An 18,470-nucleotide genomic window follows, 5' to 3' on the forward strand; every position below is an offset into this window, starting at 1 on the left:
TTTATTTTTTTCCGTTGCCAACTACTGTATTTTTAAGCCCATCTTTAGTGTTTAACCATAAATAGTTGAAAAATGACTTTGTTCTATCGCGTTCCACAGCAATATCTCCATATCTATAGCCGTTGGCATCAGTTTTAGAGCCATCATTGGTTAAAATATTAACTAAGGCACTAAGTGTTTTATTAATACCCAATTGGTCTTCATCTAAGATAGAGAATTTAAAATCTTCATACTTCATTTTCATGTCTCCCGTAGATTTAAAATTGTTACCATGTATGGTAAAATACATTTCATGAATGCGACCTAAGGCTCTTACATTAGCTTGAGATTCTAAAAACGGATTAATTGTTTCAGCTTCCAAATCGGTTAAAACAGCCGATGCATTAAAAGAATCGGCGGCATCTTTAGTATTAAAATCCCAATTAAACAATATTGGTGCTTTACCCATAAGTTTTGCTTGCACTTTAATATCAGTTTTTTCAGTATTAGTGTTAGAAACATTGTTCATTTCTGCATCGAGATCTTCAAAAGAAATAGATACCGGGTCGATATCTAAATCTACTTTTTCAGAATAAAATACATTAGCATTTTTAATAAAAAAAGATTCAATATTTAGTTTTACAGGAAGGCTTTCAAGCCGTGTACCATAAAGTGTTTTTACTGTAAAATCGTCTGCTATTAGTTTATTTCTATAGAGATGTAATTCGGAATTATTTAAATTGAAACGCTCTACAGAAACTGCAAAACTATCTTTAGCTGTTCCCAATTCTAAAGCTTCAAAATTTCCTTGAGGAACTGTAAAATCGACATAATCACGCTCTACAGTTAATCGTTTAGAAAGTGCTTCTTTATTATATTTTGAAGTAATTGATAAATTTTCAAACTCTAAATTATTTTCTTTAAATGAAAGGCTAGCCACCTTCAATGCTTCAAAACGACTTAAATCTAAATACAGTTCTTGCAACTCGGCATCTAAGGTTTCATAATTAAAAGGGATTTTATTCTGAAGCATTTCCTTGTCTGTTTTCACATCAGATATATTAAAGGATAACTCATCTACGGAAAAATGTACATCATCTGTATCTTCTTTATACGTTGTGATTTTTGCGTTTTTCACTTCAATATTATCGGCTTCAAATCGCTTATCTTTATAAAGTGGCCAATATGCAACATCGGTAATTTTTAAAAATTCTGCAGTTGCTAAAATCTCTATCTTTTCAGTTATTTCATTTAAAGTCTTTAAGTTCAAATTATGAAATTCAACCGACCCTAAAAGGATATTGATATCCAAATCATCATAAGTTAACTTCACGTTTTTAGGCGTTTTATCACTTATGGCTTCTGTTAAAGCGTATTTTCCATAAACCTGTAAACCTAATAAACATAGCAACAATATAATAGCGACCCCAAGCAATACTTGGGGCCATTTTTTATGTATTGTTTTTGTTTTATATTCTGTTTTAGGCATGGTCTTCTTCAGTAAATTGTTGGTCTAAAGGTTCTTTGTTTAAGCCTGCACTATCCGGATCAATATATTGTTTAAATTCGGCTGCACTTTTAATTTGCAAATAGTTTTCACCATCTATCACAATAGGATATTTTAATAATTGTGGTTCATTCTCTAATATTTTCAACCAATCGTGCTGTTCCATAATTGCTGAATCTTTACCATAAGCTTCAATAAAATCGGGATGATCCTTATTTATTAAATCCGATATATTTTTGCCCAAATTACTGGCCAATTCTGCCCATTGCGTTCCGGTAACATTTGTTTTAGATATATCTACTGCATGTAGTTTTTTCTCAGAAGACTTTACATAAGCATACGTTTGCTTACCTATAGAGTGCTCTGAATGATAATAAATTGTAATTTTTCTGTTGTCTGTTGATATCACGCCCATAATGTTTTAATTTAAGTCGAAAGATACCCTGATTCCACTTTTTTAATTAGCGTAATCAAATTCTTTTGTAACTCAAAAGCACGCGCTATCCAACTATCAACGGTACATTAACTATCTTGTGAATACAAAATAAAACAAGGTAATGAACACACTATTATGGACTTTTTACGGGATTGTAACCCTTTGGAGCATCATCAGTATTATACTGCATGGCAGCCGACCAACAAAATCATTAAGTTGGTTATTGGCTGTGGTATTATTACCATTTGCGGGTCCACTACTTTATTATCTATTTGGCGTTAATAGAAGAAAGTTTAAATTTTTCAGGTTGAAGCAAACAGAAAAGCGAAAGCTTTTTGATGAAAAATATAAGGACATTCATGAACTAGAAAATAGTGTTGATTTCCATTCAGCAAAAAACAAAAAACTCTCTAAACTTATAGAAAACGGCACACTACTTAAAGCATATGCCGGTAATAAAGCAACAGTACTAAACGGCGGTAAAGAAACCTTCGAAAGTATATTTGAAACTTTAGAACAAGCAGAACATTTTATCCATTTGCAATATTATATTTTTTCTGAAGGTGAACTTTCAGAACGTTTTTACAACATATTTAAGGAGAAAATTGCAAAAGGTGTCGAGGTGAGATTAATATACGATTCTTTCGGGAGTTCTTCTTTTCGTGGAAACACCATTAAACGTTTTCGTGATCTTGGGGTGAAAGCTTTCCCTATGATGCCAATTCGTTTTGGAAGTCTTCTATTTACATTGAATTACAGAAATCATAGAAAAATGATTATTGTTGACGGAAAAATTGGTTTTACAGGTGGTGTAAATGTAACCGATCAATATATAAAACCTATTTCCGATCTTGGCATCTGGAACGATATTCATATTAAGCTAGAAGGTCCTGTAGTGAAGAGTTTACATCGGGTTTTTATAAAAGATTATTATTTTGCTAGTGATGAAGAGTTACTTCTAAAAGAAAAATATATTCCTAAAATTGAACAAAAAGGAAACCATACTATACAAATTGTAGCTGCCGGACCAGATTCTAAACAGCCAGCCATTATGCAGCAATATATAAGTATGATTATGTTGGCCGAAAAATGCATTTGCATTGCCAACCCTTACTTTATACCAAGTACTGCTGTGCTACAAGCTTTAAAAATTGCAGCATTGAGTGGTATTAAAGTTAGTATACTTGTTCCAAAAATATCCGATTCTAAAATGGCAAAATTAAGTATGTTTTCAAATTTTGAAGAGCTTCTTGCTGTTGGTGTTAACATATACCTGAGACCCGATTTCTCACATAGTAAAATGATTTTAATTGATGGTGAAATTGCATCTATAGGTTCGGGTAATTTTGACTACCGAAGCTTCGAACATAATTTTGAAACTAACGCTTTACTTTATGATGTTGAGTTAACCAAGAGCATACAAACAGAGTTTGATACTATTTGCAATAATTACATACCATTAGATTACGAGTCTTTTAAAAACAGACCGGTCTGGAAACGTTTACTAGAAGGTATGGCGAAGTTTTTTAGCCCGCTACTCTAAAGTAAACATCGAAATAAAACGAATGAAATTTTTAATTTATATACTAATATTTATGAGTGTAGAATACACAAAAGCACAACACATTATACCCGAAATTATAAAAAAAGAAGCCACAATTGCGCTAGCTTACTATCCGCAATTAAAAGATACCGAAATAGAGTTTCGCTTTAAAAACGACATCAAAAAATCGACCATGCTGGCGCAACCTGTATTTTGCAGTCTTTTAAAAAATCGTAAAAAAAGAAAGTATTTGGTGTTATTGAGTAGAAAGTTTAAAATATCGGGGAAAGAATTTAAAACTACCGATGTAGATAGCGATATTTTAATTGGATGGCTTGGCCATGAATTAGGCCATATTTGCGATTACCAAAACCGCAGCAGCCTTAACCTTATTTGGTTCGGTATTAGATATTTACTTTCCGATAACCATATTAGAAAAGCAGAACGCACAGCAGACTCTTACGCGGTTTCATCTGGAATGGCAGAATATATTCTAAAAACAAAGCATTTTATTCTAAATAATGCTGAAATCGAAGAAACATATAAAGCCCGTATTAGAAAATACTATTTAGCTCCAGATGAAATTTTACTGTTAGTGAAAGAACGAGAAGCTGTAGAAAACTAATTTCTTACAGCTTGGAGGCTACAAAATCTTCCCATTCGGCAAATTTATCTTGCCCCATAACACGCTCCATTTTTACTTGTCCGCCTTTCTTTTTGTTACTTCCACTCCAATCGTGAAAAACAGAAGGTGATACTGTGTTAACCTTTACACCTTCTAAAGCTTTAGAACGTGCCACTTTATAATTTTTATTGGCATTCTTTAGAAATTCATCTAAAGCATTTACCAATTTATCAGTCTCTATGTTAGACTCTGTACCCAAATACCAGCAGTGGTAAAAATCATCATTAATTCTATTGGCACATAAGGTATATTCAGGTATTTCAATATCAAATTCCTTTTCTAGGTGTTGCACAGCATCATTCAATTTATTAACCGATAACTGAGAACCAACAGTATTTAAAAAGAATTTTGTTCGTCCCGTAATTTTAATTTCGGCACGTTTAATATCTGTAAACTCAATAGTATCACCTATTAAATAACGCCACGATCCTGCAACCGTACTAATTACCAAAACATAATCTTGATTAAGTTCTACCTCAGAAATAGATAACGACGGTGCATCTTGCACCAACGAACCATCGGCCTGAATGTACTCTGGCTTAAAAGGTACAAATTCAAAATAAACGCCATTATTGGTTACTAACTTCATAGCATCCGTATCTGGTCGTTCTTGGAATGCCATAAAACCTTCCGAAGCCAAATAAGTATCAATAACCGTAATCGGTTTTCCTAAAAGGGCATTAAAACTCCTTTTATATGGACCAAAAGCTACACCTCCAGAAGTATACACTTGTAAGTTTGGCCAAATCTCATGTATATTATTTAAACCGTGATAATCTATCACTTTTTGCAGCATTAACTCCATCCAAGATGGAATACCGCTTAGTGCACCAATATCCCAATTAGCAGCGTTTTCCGCAATACGTTGTACACGTTTATCCCAATCGTCAATTTGAGCAATTTCTTTTCCTGGCTTATAATAATTTTGAAACCAAAACGGGATATTACTGGCGCTAATACCACTAATTTCACCTTCTAGCGCATCATTATGTTCTTCAAGATCTGTAGAACTTCCCAACATCATAATTTCTTTTTCATAAAAATCGGCCGGTAAATCAAAATTTCTTAAGGCGAGAACTTGTTGAATTCCTGCATTTCTAATAGCTTTAACCATGGCATCTGTAACCGGAATACGTTTATTTGTTTTCCCTGTAGTTCCCGAACTTAGAGCAAAATAATCTGGGCTATCTGGCCAAGTAATATCCTTTTCACCAGCTTGCACCTTTTCCCACCACTGTTCTGTAATTTGATTGTAATCGTGAAATGGCACTTTAGCTCTAAAATCACGTTCCATAGTATCCGATTTTAGAATCTCTTCAAATTGATAAGCTTTACCAAACTCTGTATTTTTTGCTGTTTCTAGTAAATCTTTTAGAACCTCGCGTTGTTCTTCTGCAGCATCAAATTCTGAAGAAATGATTTCTGATGCATGAATTATTCCTTTAATTATATTTCCTATTATGGCCATATTTACAGTGGTTTTATCGGTTAATAGCTGTTTTTAAGCGTACGTAAATTGCGTTTGAATTTAATATGAAACGCGCCACGAACTCATCTATCAAAAATCCGCCAAAACCATAGAATAGTTTAGCTGTATCAAAATAATTATTAATCCAAAGCAGAAAAAAATAGCACAAAAAAACCGATGAGCCCCTGAGATTCATCGGTTTTAAAACTACTTAATCTAAAATATACTCTAATCTAAATATCGCTTTCGCGGAAAAGTTAAACGTCTGTTTTATTCCTTTTCGAACTAAAGCATTCTACTTCTCAACTTGACTTCCCCACCAATCTTTATTTGGTTTATAATCGGGAGACAGCATCTTTTTACGTTGTTTTTCTAACCTAGGTAACAACTGCGTTCTATGGTTTTCTAAACGTTTTTTTCTAGCTGCTTCATCCCATAACGGATCCTCTTCGGCATACTGCGTATTCATGCTTTCTAACCATTCTAAAAGCTCCGTTTTTAATGATGCTGTTAATTCTTTATTACTATCTGCAACGTTATTACGTTCCATTAAATCACTATCCAAATTGTACAATTCACTGTGTAAATCTTCCCAATAATAAATAAGTTTCCAATTTCCTTTTCGGATTATAGAACTTGGTTCTCCGCCTTGATTTCCATAATGTGGATAATGCCAAAACAAAGGTCTTTCATCTATAGTTTTACCCTCTAAAAGTGGTTTTAAACTCACGCCATCCATATGCGCTTGTGGTTCTAATGGTAAACCTGCTAAATCTAAAAGTGTTGGAAATAAATCGGTTCCAGAAACTGGTACATCGATATTGCTACCTTTTTGATCCATCCATGGAACATATACAAAATACGGAATGCGCACGCCACCTTCCCATTGATAACCTTTACCACCACGAATATCTAGCTGTGCTGTAGAAAAATTGTCACCAGAAGTCACACCTCCATTATCCGATGTGAATACTATAATAGTGTTTTTGTCTAAATCTAAATCTCTAAGCGTTTGCATTACAGTTCCAAGCGCCTCATCAACCTGCTCAATCAAACCTGCATAAACGGGATTATCTTGATGTTTTCGAGCTGGTAAAACACGTTCCATTTTAAATCCATTTTCATCAATTCCCATTTTCTCCGCCTTATCTCTATATTTTTTCCATTTTTCTTCAGAAGTTTGAATAGGCGCATGAACTGCGTAAAACGATAAATAAGCTAAAAAAGTAGTGTCTTTATTTTTTTCTATAAACTTTGAAGTTTCTTTGGCAAGCTTCATAGATAACGTCATCCCTTTTTCTTCAGGTAAGTTTGTTAAGTTAGGGTTTTTAAACGGCGAAAAATAACCGCCATTTGGTCCTCCAGATTTGTTTCCTCCTTGGTTAACATCAAAACCATGATCGGTTGGCAAAGAGTGTTGCTCTTTACTTCCTAAATGCCATTTACCAGCAAAAAATGTGCTGTACCCTCCAGCTTTAAAGGCTTCTGGCAACGTAAGCGCATCGAGATCTAAATGTTGTTTAAAATCTGGTGGTAATAATTTTGTATATCGGTTTTTGGCTTTCCAACCCTGTCCAGATTGAGCACCTTCGTATTGCGTGATACCATGTCTCGCTGTAAATTGTCCGGTAAGCAAACTTGCTCGCGACGGACTACATACTGTACATGTAGCATAACCATTTGTAAAAATAGTTCCAGATTTTGCAATTTTATCAATGTTCGGCGTTTCGTAATAATCGCTTCCCATAACGCTTAAATCTTGATAGCCTAAATCGTCTACCAATACAAATAGCACATTGGGCTTCTTAGGTTCAACTTCTGCTTTTTCAGATTTACAAGACGTAAAAACCGTACTCCCTAAAGTTAAAGCGAGTACCAAATATTTCGATGCTTTTTTTAATTTCATAAACTTTTATAACTATTTTTATTTATCTCAATGAAATAGCTCCCAAAAGCTATTTTTTTATTTTAATTTAATTACTGTTCTAGCTCTAAATATAAACAATCTACAACCATTAAAAAACTGCCTTCAACAAACAAAAATTAAAGGCAGCAATTATACTTAAACTAAAACAAAACAAACAAGAAGGTTTAATCTCCTTAGAGGTGAATTCCCCTTGCATCATATCAAAAATAAGGCGTTTTAATATTTTAAAATTCTCAAATATGGGTTCAAAATGAATCAAAAAAGCTCTATAAGCATGATTTACTATGCTAATAGAGCTTTTTTTAGTTTTATATCTATTTTAAATTTTCCTAAAAGGAAAAATATACTCGATAACTTAAATTAGAAAATTATCTAATAATAATTTCATCAATAAACAATCCTTTATCTTCTACTGTTTCTATCTTAATCGTATTAGCACCACGGTCTATTTTAATAGGTAATTTAGCTTTACTCCATGCTTTACCCATGTTGCTAGAATTTGGTAAAAACAATTTATCGTTAACCACTTTTCCGTTTACAGTAACTTTTATAAAAGTCCCAGCAGCTTCCTTTAATTTTATACTATAACGCATATACAAATCGGCAGGACCTGCACCGCCATCATTCTCTTGATACCAAGATACAGAAGCGCCTTGGGCCTTATTCATACTAACAAAACCTTTGCCTTTAAAGTTTGCTCCATTAGTAATTATCTTAGCATTATTAAGCGTGGCTTCCTCAGCTTGCTCTCCTATTTGTTCTCCATCTCCTGTGTTTTTGTTCCAAGTAAAACCTTCATTTTCACCAAAACGTTCTTCTAAAATTTGAGTTTCAATACCATCAACAACAATTAATGCTTTAACGGTAGTTTCTTTTTCAATTTTAAAACTGTTTTGATATTTACTAGAACTTATAGTTGGCACATTGCCATTTACAGTATAAAACACGTCAATTTTAGGGTCTACTTTATCACCTCTTAAATTAATAATTTCTGTATCAATACTTACCAAGTTAGAAGTGATTTGTTTTTTCTCACCTAAAATACAACTCGCTAACAAATTAATAGCTCCATTTTGGTCTGTAGACTCAATATAAGCACGTGTTAAACCGTAAAATGCTGTTCTGTGATTAGGACCAACATGTTGCTCTACATCTACCGGACTACCGTTATCTAGCGCTTTAATTTTACCAGCGCCCAAAACGTTAAAGTACGTTCTGTTTTCCCCGTAAGGATAAAAAACACCTAAACTATCGGTTGTAGAAACACGTACTTGTACAATATCCTGACTGCTATTACCAAGTGGTTCACCATCTATAGATAATTGTATTTTTGAAGGTTGTGCCGCGGTTTGTACAATTTCTTCTGAAACTACTTTTCCTGCTTTATAACCTACAGCTTTTAAAGTTCCTGGTTGCCATTTTACCATCCATTGGCATTGCATTTCATCCCAAGCTGTGCCAGGTTTTAATTTTCCTAATGATGTGTTATTGAAAAACAATTCCACTTCGTCACAATTAGAGTATGCCCAAACCGGAATTTCGGTATTTAAAGCCACTTTAGGATGTGTCCAGTGTGGTAAAACATGTACCATTGGCTCATTTGTCCATTGACTTTGATATAAGTAAAATAAGTCTTTTTCAAAGTTAGCTAAATCAATTGCTCCACCCATAAACGCCTTAAACGGCCAGCCACCATGTACATAACCAGCTTCGCCAATATAATCGTAACCCGTCCAACGGAACGATCCTGCGTAGGCCGGAATATCGCGAAGTTGTTCGATGTTTAATCTAGAAGACACACGCACTGTAGCATTATCATAACTAGAATTAAATATTTGTTTTCTATTTTTTCTATCTAATTCATCTACCCAATCGTGAGTAAAGACTTCTTCTTCTGTTAAATCAGGAAGTTCGTATGGTCTTTGATTTTTATTAGGATAACCATCTCTAAACCATGTTTTTGTTCGGTAAAAACCGCGAACTTGCCAAGTATGTGTATTTTCTGTTCCTATAAAAACTTTTCCTTTTTGCTTTTCAGTTAAATTTTCTAAATACCCTTGCTTTTCACTACTTCCGTTTACACCTAAAACATTCATAAAATCAGATCCTGAATGTCCAGATGTTACAGGTCTTGTTGGATCTAGGAGGTTACATTGTGCTACTAAATCTTTAGCAATAGCCCCACGGGTTTCGTTACCAACACTATAAATTACTATGGATGGATGGTTTCTATCACGCTTAATCCAATCGGTTAAATCTTTCTTCCACCACTGATCAAAAAAATGAGCACCATAATCGTTTTTGGCTTTTTTCATCCATCCATCGAAAATTTCGTCCATGACTAACATTCCCATTTCATCACAAAGCTCATAAAATATAGGCGTTTGCGGATTGTGAGATGTTCTAATGGCGTTTACCCCCATATCTTTTAATTGCTGAATTCTGAAACGTAAAATTTTATCGGGCACCGCAGCCCCTAAAGCTCCAGCATCTTGATGATTACAAACCCCTTGAAGTTTGACGTTTTCACCATTAATCCACATACCCGTTTCGGCAATCCATTCAATATCACGAACACCAAATTTGGTTTTCACAACATCTACCAATTTATTATTCACCAATAACTCACTTTTTAACGTATATAAATATGGAGTTTCCGTAGACCAACGATTAGGATTTGAAATAGCTAATTCTATTTTAGTTGCAGTATTTAGGTTCTCAATTTTTTCTTCGGAAGAAGCAACTACTACTCCACTTTTATCAAGTATTGATGTTACTAAAACCGCATTTTTAACATCCTTATTTTCTGGAGCAAATTCAGTTTCAACAAAAACCTGACCGCCTTTGGTTGTTACAAAAATGCCATCGCGAGCAATGTTTGTTTTATTTTTTACATCAATCCAAGTGTGAGCATAAATACCGCTACCAGTATACCAACGCGCCGATGGTTGTTTGTCGTTATCCACATGTACTGCAAAGGTAATTTGATCGGTACTATCCGCAATGTCACTAATATCGTAAGCAAAAGACACCCAGCCATAAGGTCGGTTGCCTAATTTTACACCATTGGCCCAAACCGTGCTATTCATAAACACACCATCGAAAGCAATTTCAACTTGTTTACCTTTCCATGAACTTGGTACATCAATGGTTTTTCTATACCAACCTAAACCTGCCGGTAAGTAGCCACATTGCGCTCCCATAGGGTTACTTTCGTCGTATTCACCTTCAATACTCCAATCGTGAGGTACATTTACAGTTTGCCAATTTGTATCATTAAAATCGACAACTTCGGCACCTTTAATATTCTCTTGGATAAATTTCCAATCGGCATCAAAACTAGTTCGTAATCGTGTTTCTATCGTACTACTTTCCTCTTTACAACCAACTAGACATAAGTATAGCAAACTGAAAAGAACAAGCGATATTTTAATATTTTTAATTTGTTTTAGCATATTATTTCTAACATTTTTATCCTTTACGTCTAATGAAAAACCATAAGGCCTATCAACTCTATTTTTCGGCTTTTACCGCTTCAATGGTATAACTATAAGTTAAGTTATCAGCTTCTATTTGATATTCCTTGTGTGGCATTCTACCCCAACTTGTATCGCCGCCAACACCCATTTGTTTGTAATCGATATTGATGTTTACTAAATCTCGTTTTTCGATATCGGTAGTATGGCGTTGTCTTTTATCTTCTCCAGCATCAAAATCGTCGTTGTACTGGTGGTGGGCACTAAATGACACTAAATCTTCCGCAGTTACTTTAATTCCGTTACCAGATTCGTTTGTAAACGTGATCCATCGTGTATCCGTTTTATAACCGTTTTCTTGTGGACGAATGTATGGAAAATATAAATCGCTTACCGATGCTTTATATAAACCAACCAATGCCGATGTATTTCTATCTTGATAATTTTCGTGAGGGCCTCTACCAAACCAAGCTACGTTACTAAACTCGTTATTAATAACCAAGTTATTACCAAATCTAGGCAATACAGGTAGCTCTCCATTTATACCAGAAAGAGTAGTGTTTACTAGAATAGATCCTTCCGTATTTATCGTGTAAACCATTTGTAAAGCGCCATTAATAGCGGCTAATTTGTAATTTACGGTTACTACGCTGTTACCAGAAGCATCTGTTTCTTGCTTAATATCTACACAACCTTGATTTTTGGTAGCTTCTTTCCAAACGCCCATTTTCTTAGGCATTTTAAAACCATAATCGTTATCGGTTGTTGGGCGCCAGAAGTTAGCTTGAATACCTTTTAAAATAACGTTACCATTACCGTAATCTAATTCATTTAAAACACCTGTAGCTTTGTTGAAAGCAACCTTAATATCTTTACTAGAAATTAATATTTTTTCAGCATCTTCTCCAACAATTAATTCATCAGTAGATTTATTTATTCCAAAATTAAATTGTCCTTTTTGAACTTCGAATTGCTCGTAAGCCACCGTATGTCCGCTTGGTACTAAATCTGTCGCTGTTTTTGTTTTTGCATAAATGTTAACATGATATTCTGCATTAGCATCATCCAACTTTGGTAAATCTATATTTACAGTTTTAGCCGTGTATGGTGCTACATCTAAAACAGGTAATTTTCCATCTGCGATTTCAACACCATTTTTCAATAAAGTATAAGAAAAATCTAAAGTATTTAAGTTTGTGAAATCGTAAATGTTTTTAATTCCAAACGTTCCTTTTTTAGCATTTATAGCTTTAAACTTAATATATTGATACACTTTTTTAACTTCAAATAAAGCAGGATGCGCCGTTCTATCTGGGTTAACAATACCGTTTAAACAGAAATTTTTATCATTATGTAAATGTCCTGCACCTAAATCGCCACCGTAAGCCCAAAATGCTTCGCCGTCTTCATTTTCAGTAAGAATACCTTGGTCTACCCAATCCCAAATAAAACCACCTTGCATGATGTCGTATTTTTCAATAACATTCCAATAATCTTGTAAATTACCAACACTATTCCCCATAGCATGTGCGTATTCACATTGAATTAAAGGGCGCGTTGGGTTATTTTCAGCATATTTAACCATACGATCAATTGTCCAATACATTGGCGCTTGAATATCTGTATTAGAATATTGTGTAGCTCCTTCATACTGCGTTGGTCTTGTACTATCTTGCTCTTTTAACCATTTGTAAGTTGCAAAAAAGTTTTCACCATTTCCGGCTTCATTTCCTAAAGACCAAGTTACAATAGATGGGTAATTTTTATCACGCTCAAACATGCGTACCGTTCTATCCATATGCATGGCTTTCCATTGTGGTAAATATGCAGGGTGAACAGACTGATCTTTTTTATTATTATTCAAACCTTGGTTGGTTGTCCCCATACCGTGCGTTTCAATATTTGCTTCATCAATAACATAAAAACCATATTTATCACATAATCTATAAAAATGTGGGTTTTTCGGGTAGTGACTACAACGAATAGCGTTTAAGTTATTTTGCTTCATAACTTCTAAATCCTTCATGGTTAAAGCTTCAGAAATTACGTGACCTTCAGTTTCGCTATGGTCGTGTAAATTTGCACCTTTTAATAAAATAGGCATACCATTTACAAGAAACTGGTTGTTTTTAATTTCAATGTTTCTAAAACCAACTTTAATGGCAGTAGACTCTCCATTAACAGTTAGCAAAAGCGTGTATAAGTTTGGAGACTCTGCGTTCCATGTTTTTACATTCGGAATTATTTTACCAAAACTCAACTCATTTCTTCCTACTTTTAAAGCTACCGATTTAGAATCGGTATAAATTTCTTTATCACCATCTAATAATTGAATTTTAACAACCTGCTCTGCTGCTTTAGAAGTATTATTATCAACTTTTAAATCTACTTTAAATACACCATCTTGAAAATTATTTTCTAAATCTGATGTTACTCTAAAATCTCGTAACGTTACTTTATTACTAGCATATAAGTACACATCGCGCTCAATACCGCTTAATCTCCAAAAATCTTGATCTTCCATATAACTAGCATCCGACCAACGTAAAACTTGTACAGCTAAGCTATTTTTTCCAGACTTCACTAAATCGGTTATTTTAAACTCCACCGGTGTTTTACTACCTTCATTATAACCTACCATTTCACCGTTTAACCAAACATACATAGCACCGCTAACACCTGCAAAATGTAAATAAACATCTTTACCGTCCCAATTTTCTGAAACTTCAAAATCTCTTTTATAACTACCGTTGCTGTTTAAGTTATGAGGTATATATGGAGGATTTGGAGGAAACATATACGTTCTATTTGTATAAATTGGCACACCATGACCTTTTAATTCCCAGTTAGATGGTACAGTAAGTGTATCCCATTGTTTGACATCGAAATTTTCTTTGTAAAAATCGGTTGGACGCGCTTGTACACTATCTGCGTAATAAAATTTCCAAACACCGTTTAAAGATTGATATAACGGAGAATTCTCCCAAGATTCATTCCCTAATGCTTCATTTTCATTAGTATATTTATAGAATGATGCCGTTGGCTCTTCTCTATTAATTTGAAATATTTCTGGATTCTCCCATTCTGGATTTTCCCATTTTTCAGCCGTATAAACCGGTCTTGTTTCTGTTTTATCACAGGATACTAATGAAATAACAGCGATGATGAGGATTAAATACTTTTTCATTTTATAATTAAGTTAGTGGTTCTCTTTATTTTGTTGTAATATGTTGATTTACCAGAGCACTTTCTAACGTTTTACCTTGTTTAGTAATGAATGCTTTTATGGTATAATTTGAATTTTGTTTAACTTTTGATAAAGGAATAAATGCCTGAAATTGCTTGGTTTCTTCAGGTCTTCGTGTACCTTCAATTTTAATATCTTCTACATTTAAATAAGATACATTATTGATAATAATACCAAAAGCGTCATTTTCCTTTAGTTGAAGTTTATTAAGTTTCACCTTTACAAGATAACCGTCTTCTTTAGTTTCAACAACTTGAATAGTAATTTTATCATTGTTTTCTGCTGAAAATGCCGTGGCTATATTTGGATAAAAATTACTTTCGCCAGCATCGGTTAACCCTTTTACGGTGTAATAATATTGCTTATCATTTAAGATATTGTTATCCAGAAAAACGGTGTCTTTTACAGCCGTCGCAATTTTGGTAAACTCATGCAACTTCTCACCACGATACACATTATAGCTTGTGCCTTCCAAGACTTGATCTTGGCTATGCCATTTAACCTCAATGGTATTTGATGATTTTTTTACAGCTGAAACATTACGCGGACTAAACGGTATTCTAGAAGATACTGTAACGTTTTCCTTATCGGAAGCTTCGCCTCTACCTAAACCGTTGTATGCTGAAACTGTAAATTGATAATCTGTTTGATCCTTTAAACCTTCAATACGGTAACCGAAAACATTATCGGTATCAATCTCTATGTCTTTTCCGTTTTCATCAACATAGTGTATTAAATAACCTTTGGCGTTTGCAACACTTTTCCAAAAAAGGGTAACACTATAATCCCGTCTTGAAACTTTAAAAATTTCAGGTTGTTCCGGTTTATTGAATGTTACTGAAACCACATCTGAGATTGGACTTTCGATAGCTTTATTTAATGCTTGTAGCTTAAAATAATACGGTTTTCCTTTCTCTACTGCTTCAAACAAAATGGCTGTTTTGTTTTTTACAGTAATCGACTTATTTAAATTTAAAGCATCTGTACCATAATAAACTTTATACGCTGTAGCTAAACCAACTTCTCCCCAATTTAACTGGATTCCATTTTTCTCAATACTTGCTTTATAAATAGTTGGTTGCGTAAGTGCACTGGAATTCGTTTTCCATTTACTAATCGAAATACTAAATGGTTTTACAGTTATAAGTCCGTTTTTATATGTAGTTTCCTGAATATCTGGGTTTCTCGTTTTCAAAACATCGGCAGAAATATAGTTCGTTAATAAAGTTTCCTTTAATGGTGTGCCGTTAATATTAACTTGAAACTGATTAGATTCTTCACTTCTATTCGTAATCACTAAATAATTGAATCCATTATTCCCTTTGTAGGTTTGCACAAACATACCATTTGCTTCTGTGCCTTTTAATCCCGGAACTTGTACCATTTTAGAGATATCGGTTTTATATAAGAAATTAGAGTTATTAGTAGCCTCATGATATATTTTTAAAGTTTTACCTTCTATATCACGATGAATACCTGTAATAATGGTATCGGTATCTATTTGCTGATTATTTTTAAAGGCGTCTTCTAACAAATTATTTTTATTTACCGCAGGCAAAAACTTGTTACTAACCTCGTGCGCTGCAACATAAGTGGTGTTGGTGTGTTGCAACTGACGCATAATATATTCCACGTTATAAATACCCGAATAAATACCATTTAACGGACTGTTCCATACACCAAATTCGGTGATAATCATGAGGGCACCTTTCCAAGTATAATCTTCTATTTCCGACATTGCCGACGGACTTGTCGCTTCTATTAATTTGGTGTTTGCCCGTTTATAAGCTTGCTCTAACGTTTCTTTTTTTCCGGTATGTGGTGCGTAAGAATGCTTTGAAAACGTATTCCAGTAAGCACCATTGGTTTTTTGAAATTTATTAATCTCTTTCATAAAAGTCCATACACCATCCCAAGTATAATTCAAGGCTAATTTAGCATCTGGCAGCACTTCTTGAATAGCCTCGGCATAAGGCTGCATTTTTGCCGCATAATCATAACCATCATTCCACCAATATCTATTTCTATTTGGCACGTAAAAATAGGGTTCGTTACAAAATTGCCAAGTTTCAACTTTAATATTATTATTTTTACAAAAGCGTGCCAATTCCATCACCATTTCTGGAGTTTCAGAAAAAGCATTCACCGTAATCACTAGTTTTCCGTTGATTTCACTTAATAAATGATATAAATCGGTAACGCGATGTGGACCTTTAACTTCCGTAAAGCGATGTCCTTTTAAATAAGGTTTTTGGTGATCGAACATGGCAATATAATCCAAATCATACTGTCCTGTTGCACTACTAAAAGCATCGCCCATTGTGCCAGAAAAATAACGTAACCAACCTGGTTTTAGCTCTTTTACTGAAGCTACAAAATCGGGATGTGTATAACTCCAAACTTTATCGGCTATACGCACATTGAAGCCACTTGCACCATTTTTAATAGCATGACCAGTTGTGGTATCTATATTTATAGATTCCGGATTTTGCGCATATATTGAAGCGGTTTGCACAAGGCAAACCGCTAAAACCAATTGTATGATTTTCACTTTTTTAAAAGCCATAAATTAAGATTAATCGCTTATTAAATTTTTAAAATGAAACCTGATCGAAGGTAAACACATCCGATGGTGTTCTTGCTTCTTTTAAAATACGCTCCATATCTTTTACAACCTCTGGATGCTCGCTAGCAACGTTATTTTGCTCACCTTCATCTACAGATAAATCGTATAATTCTATAGGTGCATTCGGGTTTTTAAGTACTTTATATTTTACTGCTTTCCACTTCCCTTTTCTAATCGCTTGGCGACCTCCTCTTTCATGAAATTCCCAATATAAATAATCGTGTTGTTTTTGTTCCGAAGCATTATCTAATAATGTTGGCAAAAATGAAATACCATCTAAATTTGATGGAACTGGAACATCTGCTACTTCAGAAAACGTTGGAAGTACATCCCAAAATGCAGAAATTAAATCACTTTTACTACCTGGCTTAATTTTTCCTGGCCATTTAATCATCATTGGAACACGAATTCCACCTTCATATAAATCTCTTTTAACACCTTTAAAAGGTCCGTTACTATTAAAATATTTTGGATCGGCTCCACCTTCAGTATGAGGTCCATTATCCGAAGTAAAAACAACAATAGTATTGTCCTCAAGACCTAACTCTTTTACTTTATCCATAATTTCACCAACTTGATTATCCATAATTTCAATCATGGCAACAAAAGCAGCATGAGACTCTGTTTGAGATTCATAAAAACCTAATCTATATTCCGGCCCATCATCTGTACCTTCAAACACTTTCTCTGGAGTATATTTACCTCTATATTTAGCTAAAACTGCTTCTGGAGCTACTAATTCGGCATGAGGAATAATGGTCGGCACATACATAAAAAATGTACTATCCTTATAAGTTTCTAAAAACTCGATGGCTTTTTCTTGAATTAATTCTGGAGCATATTGTTCTTTTTTATGCCCTGCATTACCTGTTAAAACAATAGAATCTTGATTAGACCATAAATGATAAGGATAATAATTATGTCCTAAACGTTGACAATTGTAACCATAAAAAACATCGAAACCTTGTTTGTTTGGATCACCTTCTGATCCTGGATAACCTAAACCCCATTTACCAAAAGCACCTGTAACATACCCCCCTTTTTGAAGCGCTTCTGCCATAGTATACGTATTGTCTGGAATTGGATATTGGCCTTCTGGCATAACTTCTTTATTACCACGAACTGGAGTGTGCCCTGTATGCATACCCGTTAATAAAGCTGAACGTGATGGTGCACAAACTGTATTACCTGCATAATGCTGAGTGAACAACATACCTTCTGCTGCTAATTTATCTATATGCGGTGTATTAAATTTTTGTTGACCAAAACTACTTAAATCACCATAGCCAAGATCGTCAGCCAATATATATATGATATTCGGCTTTTTATTCTCTTTTACAACTTCCGCAGAAATTACATTTTCTTTGGTTTTCGCTTTTCCACACGAAAACGCACTTGCAACTAAAATAGCCGACAGTAAAATTTGAATACCTTTTTTCATTTTTATCAATTTCTTTTCTAAGTTTTAGGATCTATTTCCTTTGAACATTTTAATACATTCAAATATACTTGTAAATTAAAGCTTCGTTTTATTAAAATCCCCCTACAAATGTTGCGATACCTGCAATACATGGTT

General features: G+C 34.1%; 10 protein-coding genes. 2 read left to right on the forward strand and 8 right to left on the reverse strand.

Translation table 11 applies throughout. The features are described from left to right. Window position 1: 1 nt before the first annotated feature. Both DFQ06_RS04300 and DFQ06_RS04305 read right to left on the reverse strand, forming a co-directional pair. On the reverse strand, window positions 2–1,468 hold the full coding sequence (locus tag DFQ06_RS04300; RefSeq protein WP_133966209.1) for a DUF748 domain-containing protein: 1,467 nt from the start codon (window positions 1,466–1,468) through the stop codon (window positions 2–4). Then, window positions 1,461–1,901, reverse strand: coding sequence for an arsenate reductase family protein (locus DFQ06_RS04305; protein WP_074935344.1), 441 nt, complete (start codon window positions 1,899–1,901; stop codon window positions 1,461–1,463). Before DFQ06_RS04305 ends, DFQ06_RS04300 begins: the two co-directional genes overlap by 8 nt. A gap of 142 nt (window positions 1,902–2,043) precedes the next feature. Here DFQ06_RS04305 and cls point away from each other — a divergent pair, with 142 nt between their 5' ends. Continuing rightward, window positions 2,044–3,465, forward strand: a complete 1,422-nt coding sequence (cls, locus tag DFQ06_RS04310) for a cardiolipin synthase (protein WP_133966210.1) — start codon at window positions 2,044–2,046, stop codon at window positions 3,463–3,465. Between the two features lie 22 nt (window positions 3,466–3,487). Further along, complete coding sequence (locus tag DFQ06_RS04315) at window positions 3,488–4,090, forward strand: hypothetical protein (protein WP_042498825.1); 603 nt, start codon at window positions 3,488–3,490, stop codon at window positions 4,088–4,090. Window positions 4,091–4,094: 4 nt separating this feature from the next. Here DFQ06_RS04315 and DFQ06_RS04320 read toward each other — a convergent pair whose 3' ends face one another. From DFQ06_RS04320 to DFQ06_RS04345, 6 genes are all read right to left on the reverse strand, one after another. Next, window positions 4,095–5,618, reverse strand: a complete 1,524-nt coding sequence (locus DFQ06_RS04320) for a GH3 family acyl-acid amido synthetase (RefSeq protein WP_133966211.1) — start codon at window positions 5,616–5,618, stop codon at window positions 4,095–4,097. 295 nt (window positions 5,619–5,913) lie between these two features. Further along, complete coding sequence (locus tag DFQ06_RS04325) at window positions 5,914–7,524, reverse strand: sulfatase (protein ID WP_133966212.1); 1,611 nt, start codon at window positions 7,522–7,524, stop codon at window positions 5,914–5,916. Window positions 7,525–7,913: 389 nt separating this feature from the next. After that, window positions 7,914–11,000, reverse strand: coding sequence for a glycoside hydrolase family 2 TIM barrel-domain containing protein (locus tag DFQ06_RS04330; RefSeq protein ID WP_133966213.1), 3,087 nt, complete (start codon window positions 10,998–11,000; stop codon window positions 7,914–7,916). Between the two features lie 58 nt (window positions 11,001–11,058). Continuing rightward, window positions 11,059–14,208 (reverse strand): beta-galactosidase, LacZ type, encoded by a 3,150-nt coding sequence (locus DFQ06_RS04335; protein WP_133966214.1) that lies wholly within the window; start codon window positions 14,206–14,208, stop codon window positions 11,059–11,061. A gap of 25 nt (window positions 14,209–14,233) precedes the next feature. Continuing rightward, window positions 14,234–16,834 carry a fibronectin type III domain-containing protein gene (locus DFQ06_RS04340; RefSeq protein WP_133966215.1) on the reverse strand — a complete coding sequence of 867 codons (2,601 nt, stop codon included), beginning with the start codon at window positions 16,832–16,834 and terminating at the stop codon, window positions 14,234–14,236. A 28-nt stretch (window positions 16,835–16,862) separates the two neighbouring features. Then, on the reverse strand, window positions 16,863–18,335 hold the full coding sequence (locus DFQ06_RS04345; protein ID WP_133966216.1) for an arylsulfatase: 1,473 nt from the start codon (window positions 18,333–18,335) through the stop codon (window positions 16,863–16,865). Window positions 18,336–18,470: the final 135 nt, after the last annotated feature.

Origin of the sequence: Algibacter lectus (assembly GCF_004368925.1) — a bacterium.
In the GTDB taxonomy this organism is placed as follows: Bacteria; Bacteroidota; Bacteroidia; order Flavobacteriales; family Flavobacteriaceae; genus Algibacter; species Algibacter lectus.

Bases quoted from the DNA above. Each gene is read 5' to 3' on its own strand.
- DFQ06_RS04335 (WP_133966214.1), bottom strand. From the start codon at position 14,208: ATGAAAAAGTATTTAATCCTCATCATCGCTGTTATTTCATTAGTATCC.
- DFQ06_RS04300 (WP_133966209.1), bottom strand. From the start codon at position 1,468: ATGCCTAAAACAGAATATAAAACAAAAACAATACATAAAAAATGGCCC.
- DFQ06_RS04305 (WP_074935344.1), bottom strand. From the start codon at position 1,901: ATGGGCGTGATATCAACAGACAACAGAAAAATTACAATTTATTATCAT.
- DFQ06_RS04340 (WP_133966215.1), bottom strand. From the start codon at position 16,834: ATGGCTTTTAAAAAAGTGAAAATCATACAATTGGTTTTAGCGGTTTGC.
- DFQ06_RS04320 (WP_133966211.1), bottom strand. From the start codon at position 5,618: ATGGCCATAATAGGAAATATAATTAAAGGAATAATTCATGCATCAGAA.
- DFQ06_RS04345 (WP_133966216.1), bottom strand. From the start codon at position 18,335: ATGAAAAAAGGTATTCAAATTTTACTGTCGGCTATTTTAGTTGCAAGT.
- DFQ06_RS04325 (WP_133966212.1), bottom strand. From the start codon at position 7,524: ATGAAATTAAAAAAAGCATCGAAATATTTGGTACTCGCTTTAACTTTA.
- cls (WP_133966210.1), top strand. From the start codon at position 2,044: ATGAACACACTATTATGGACTTTTTACGGGATTGTAACCCTTTGGAGC.
- DFQ06_RS04315 (WP_042498825.1), top strand. From the start codon at position 3,488: ATGAAATTTTTAATTTATATACTAATATTTATGAGTGTAGAATACACA.
- DFQ06_RS04330 (WP_133966213.1), bottom strand. From the start codon at position 11,000: ATGCTAAAACAAATTAAAAATATTAAAATATCGCTTGTTCTTTTCAGT.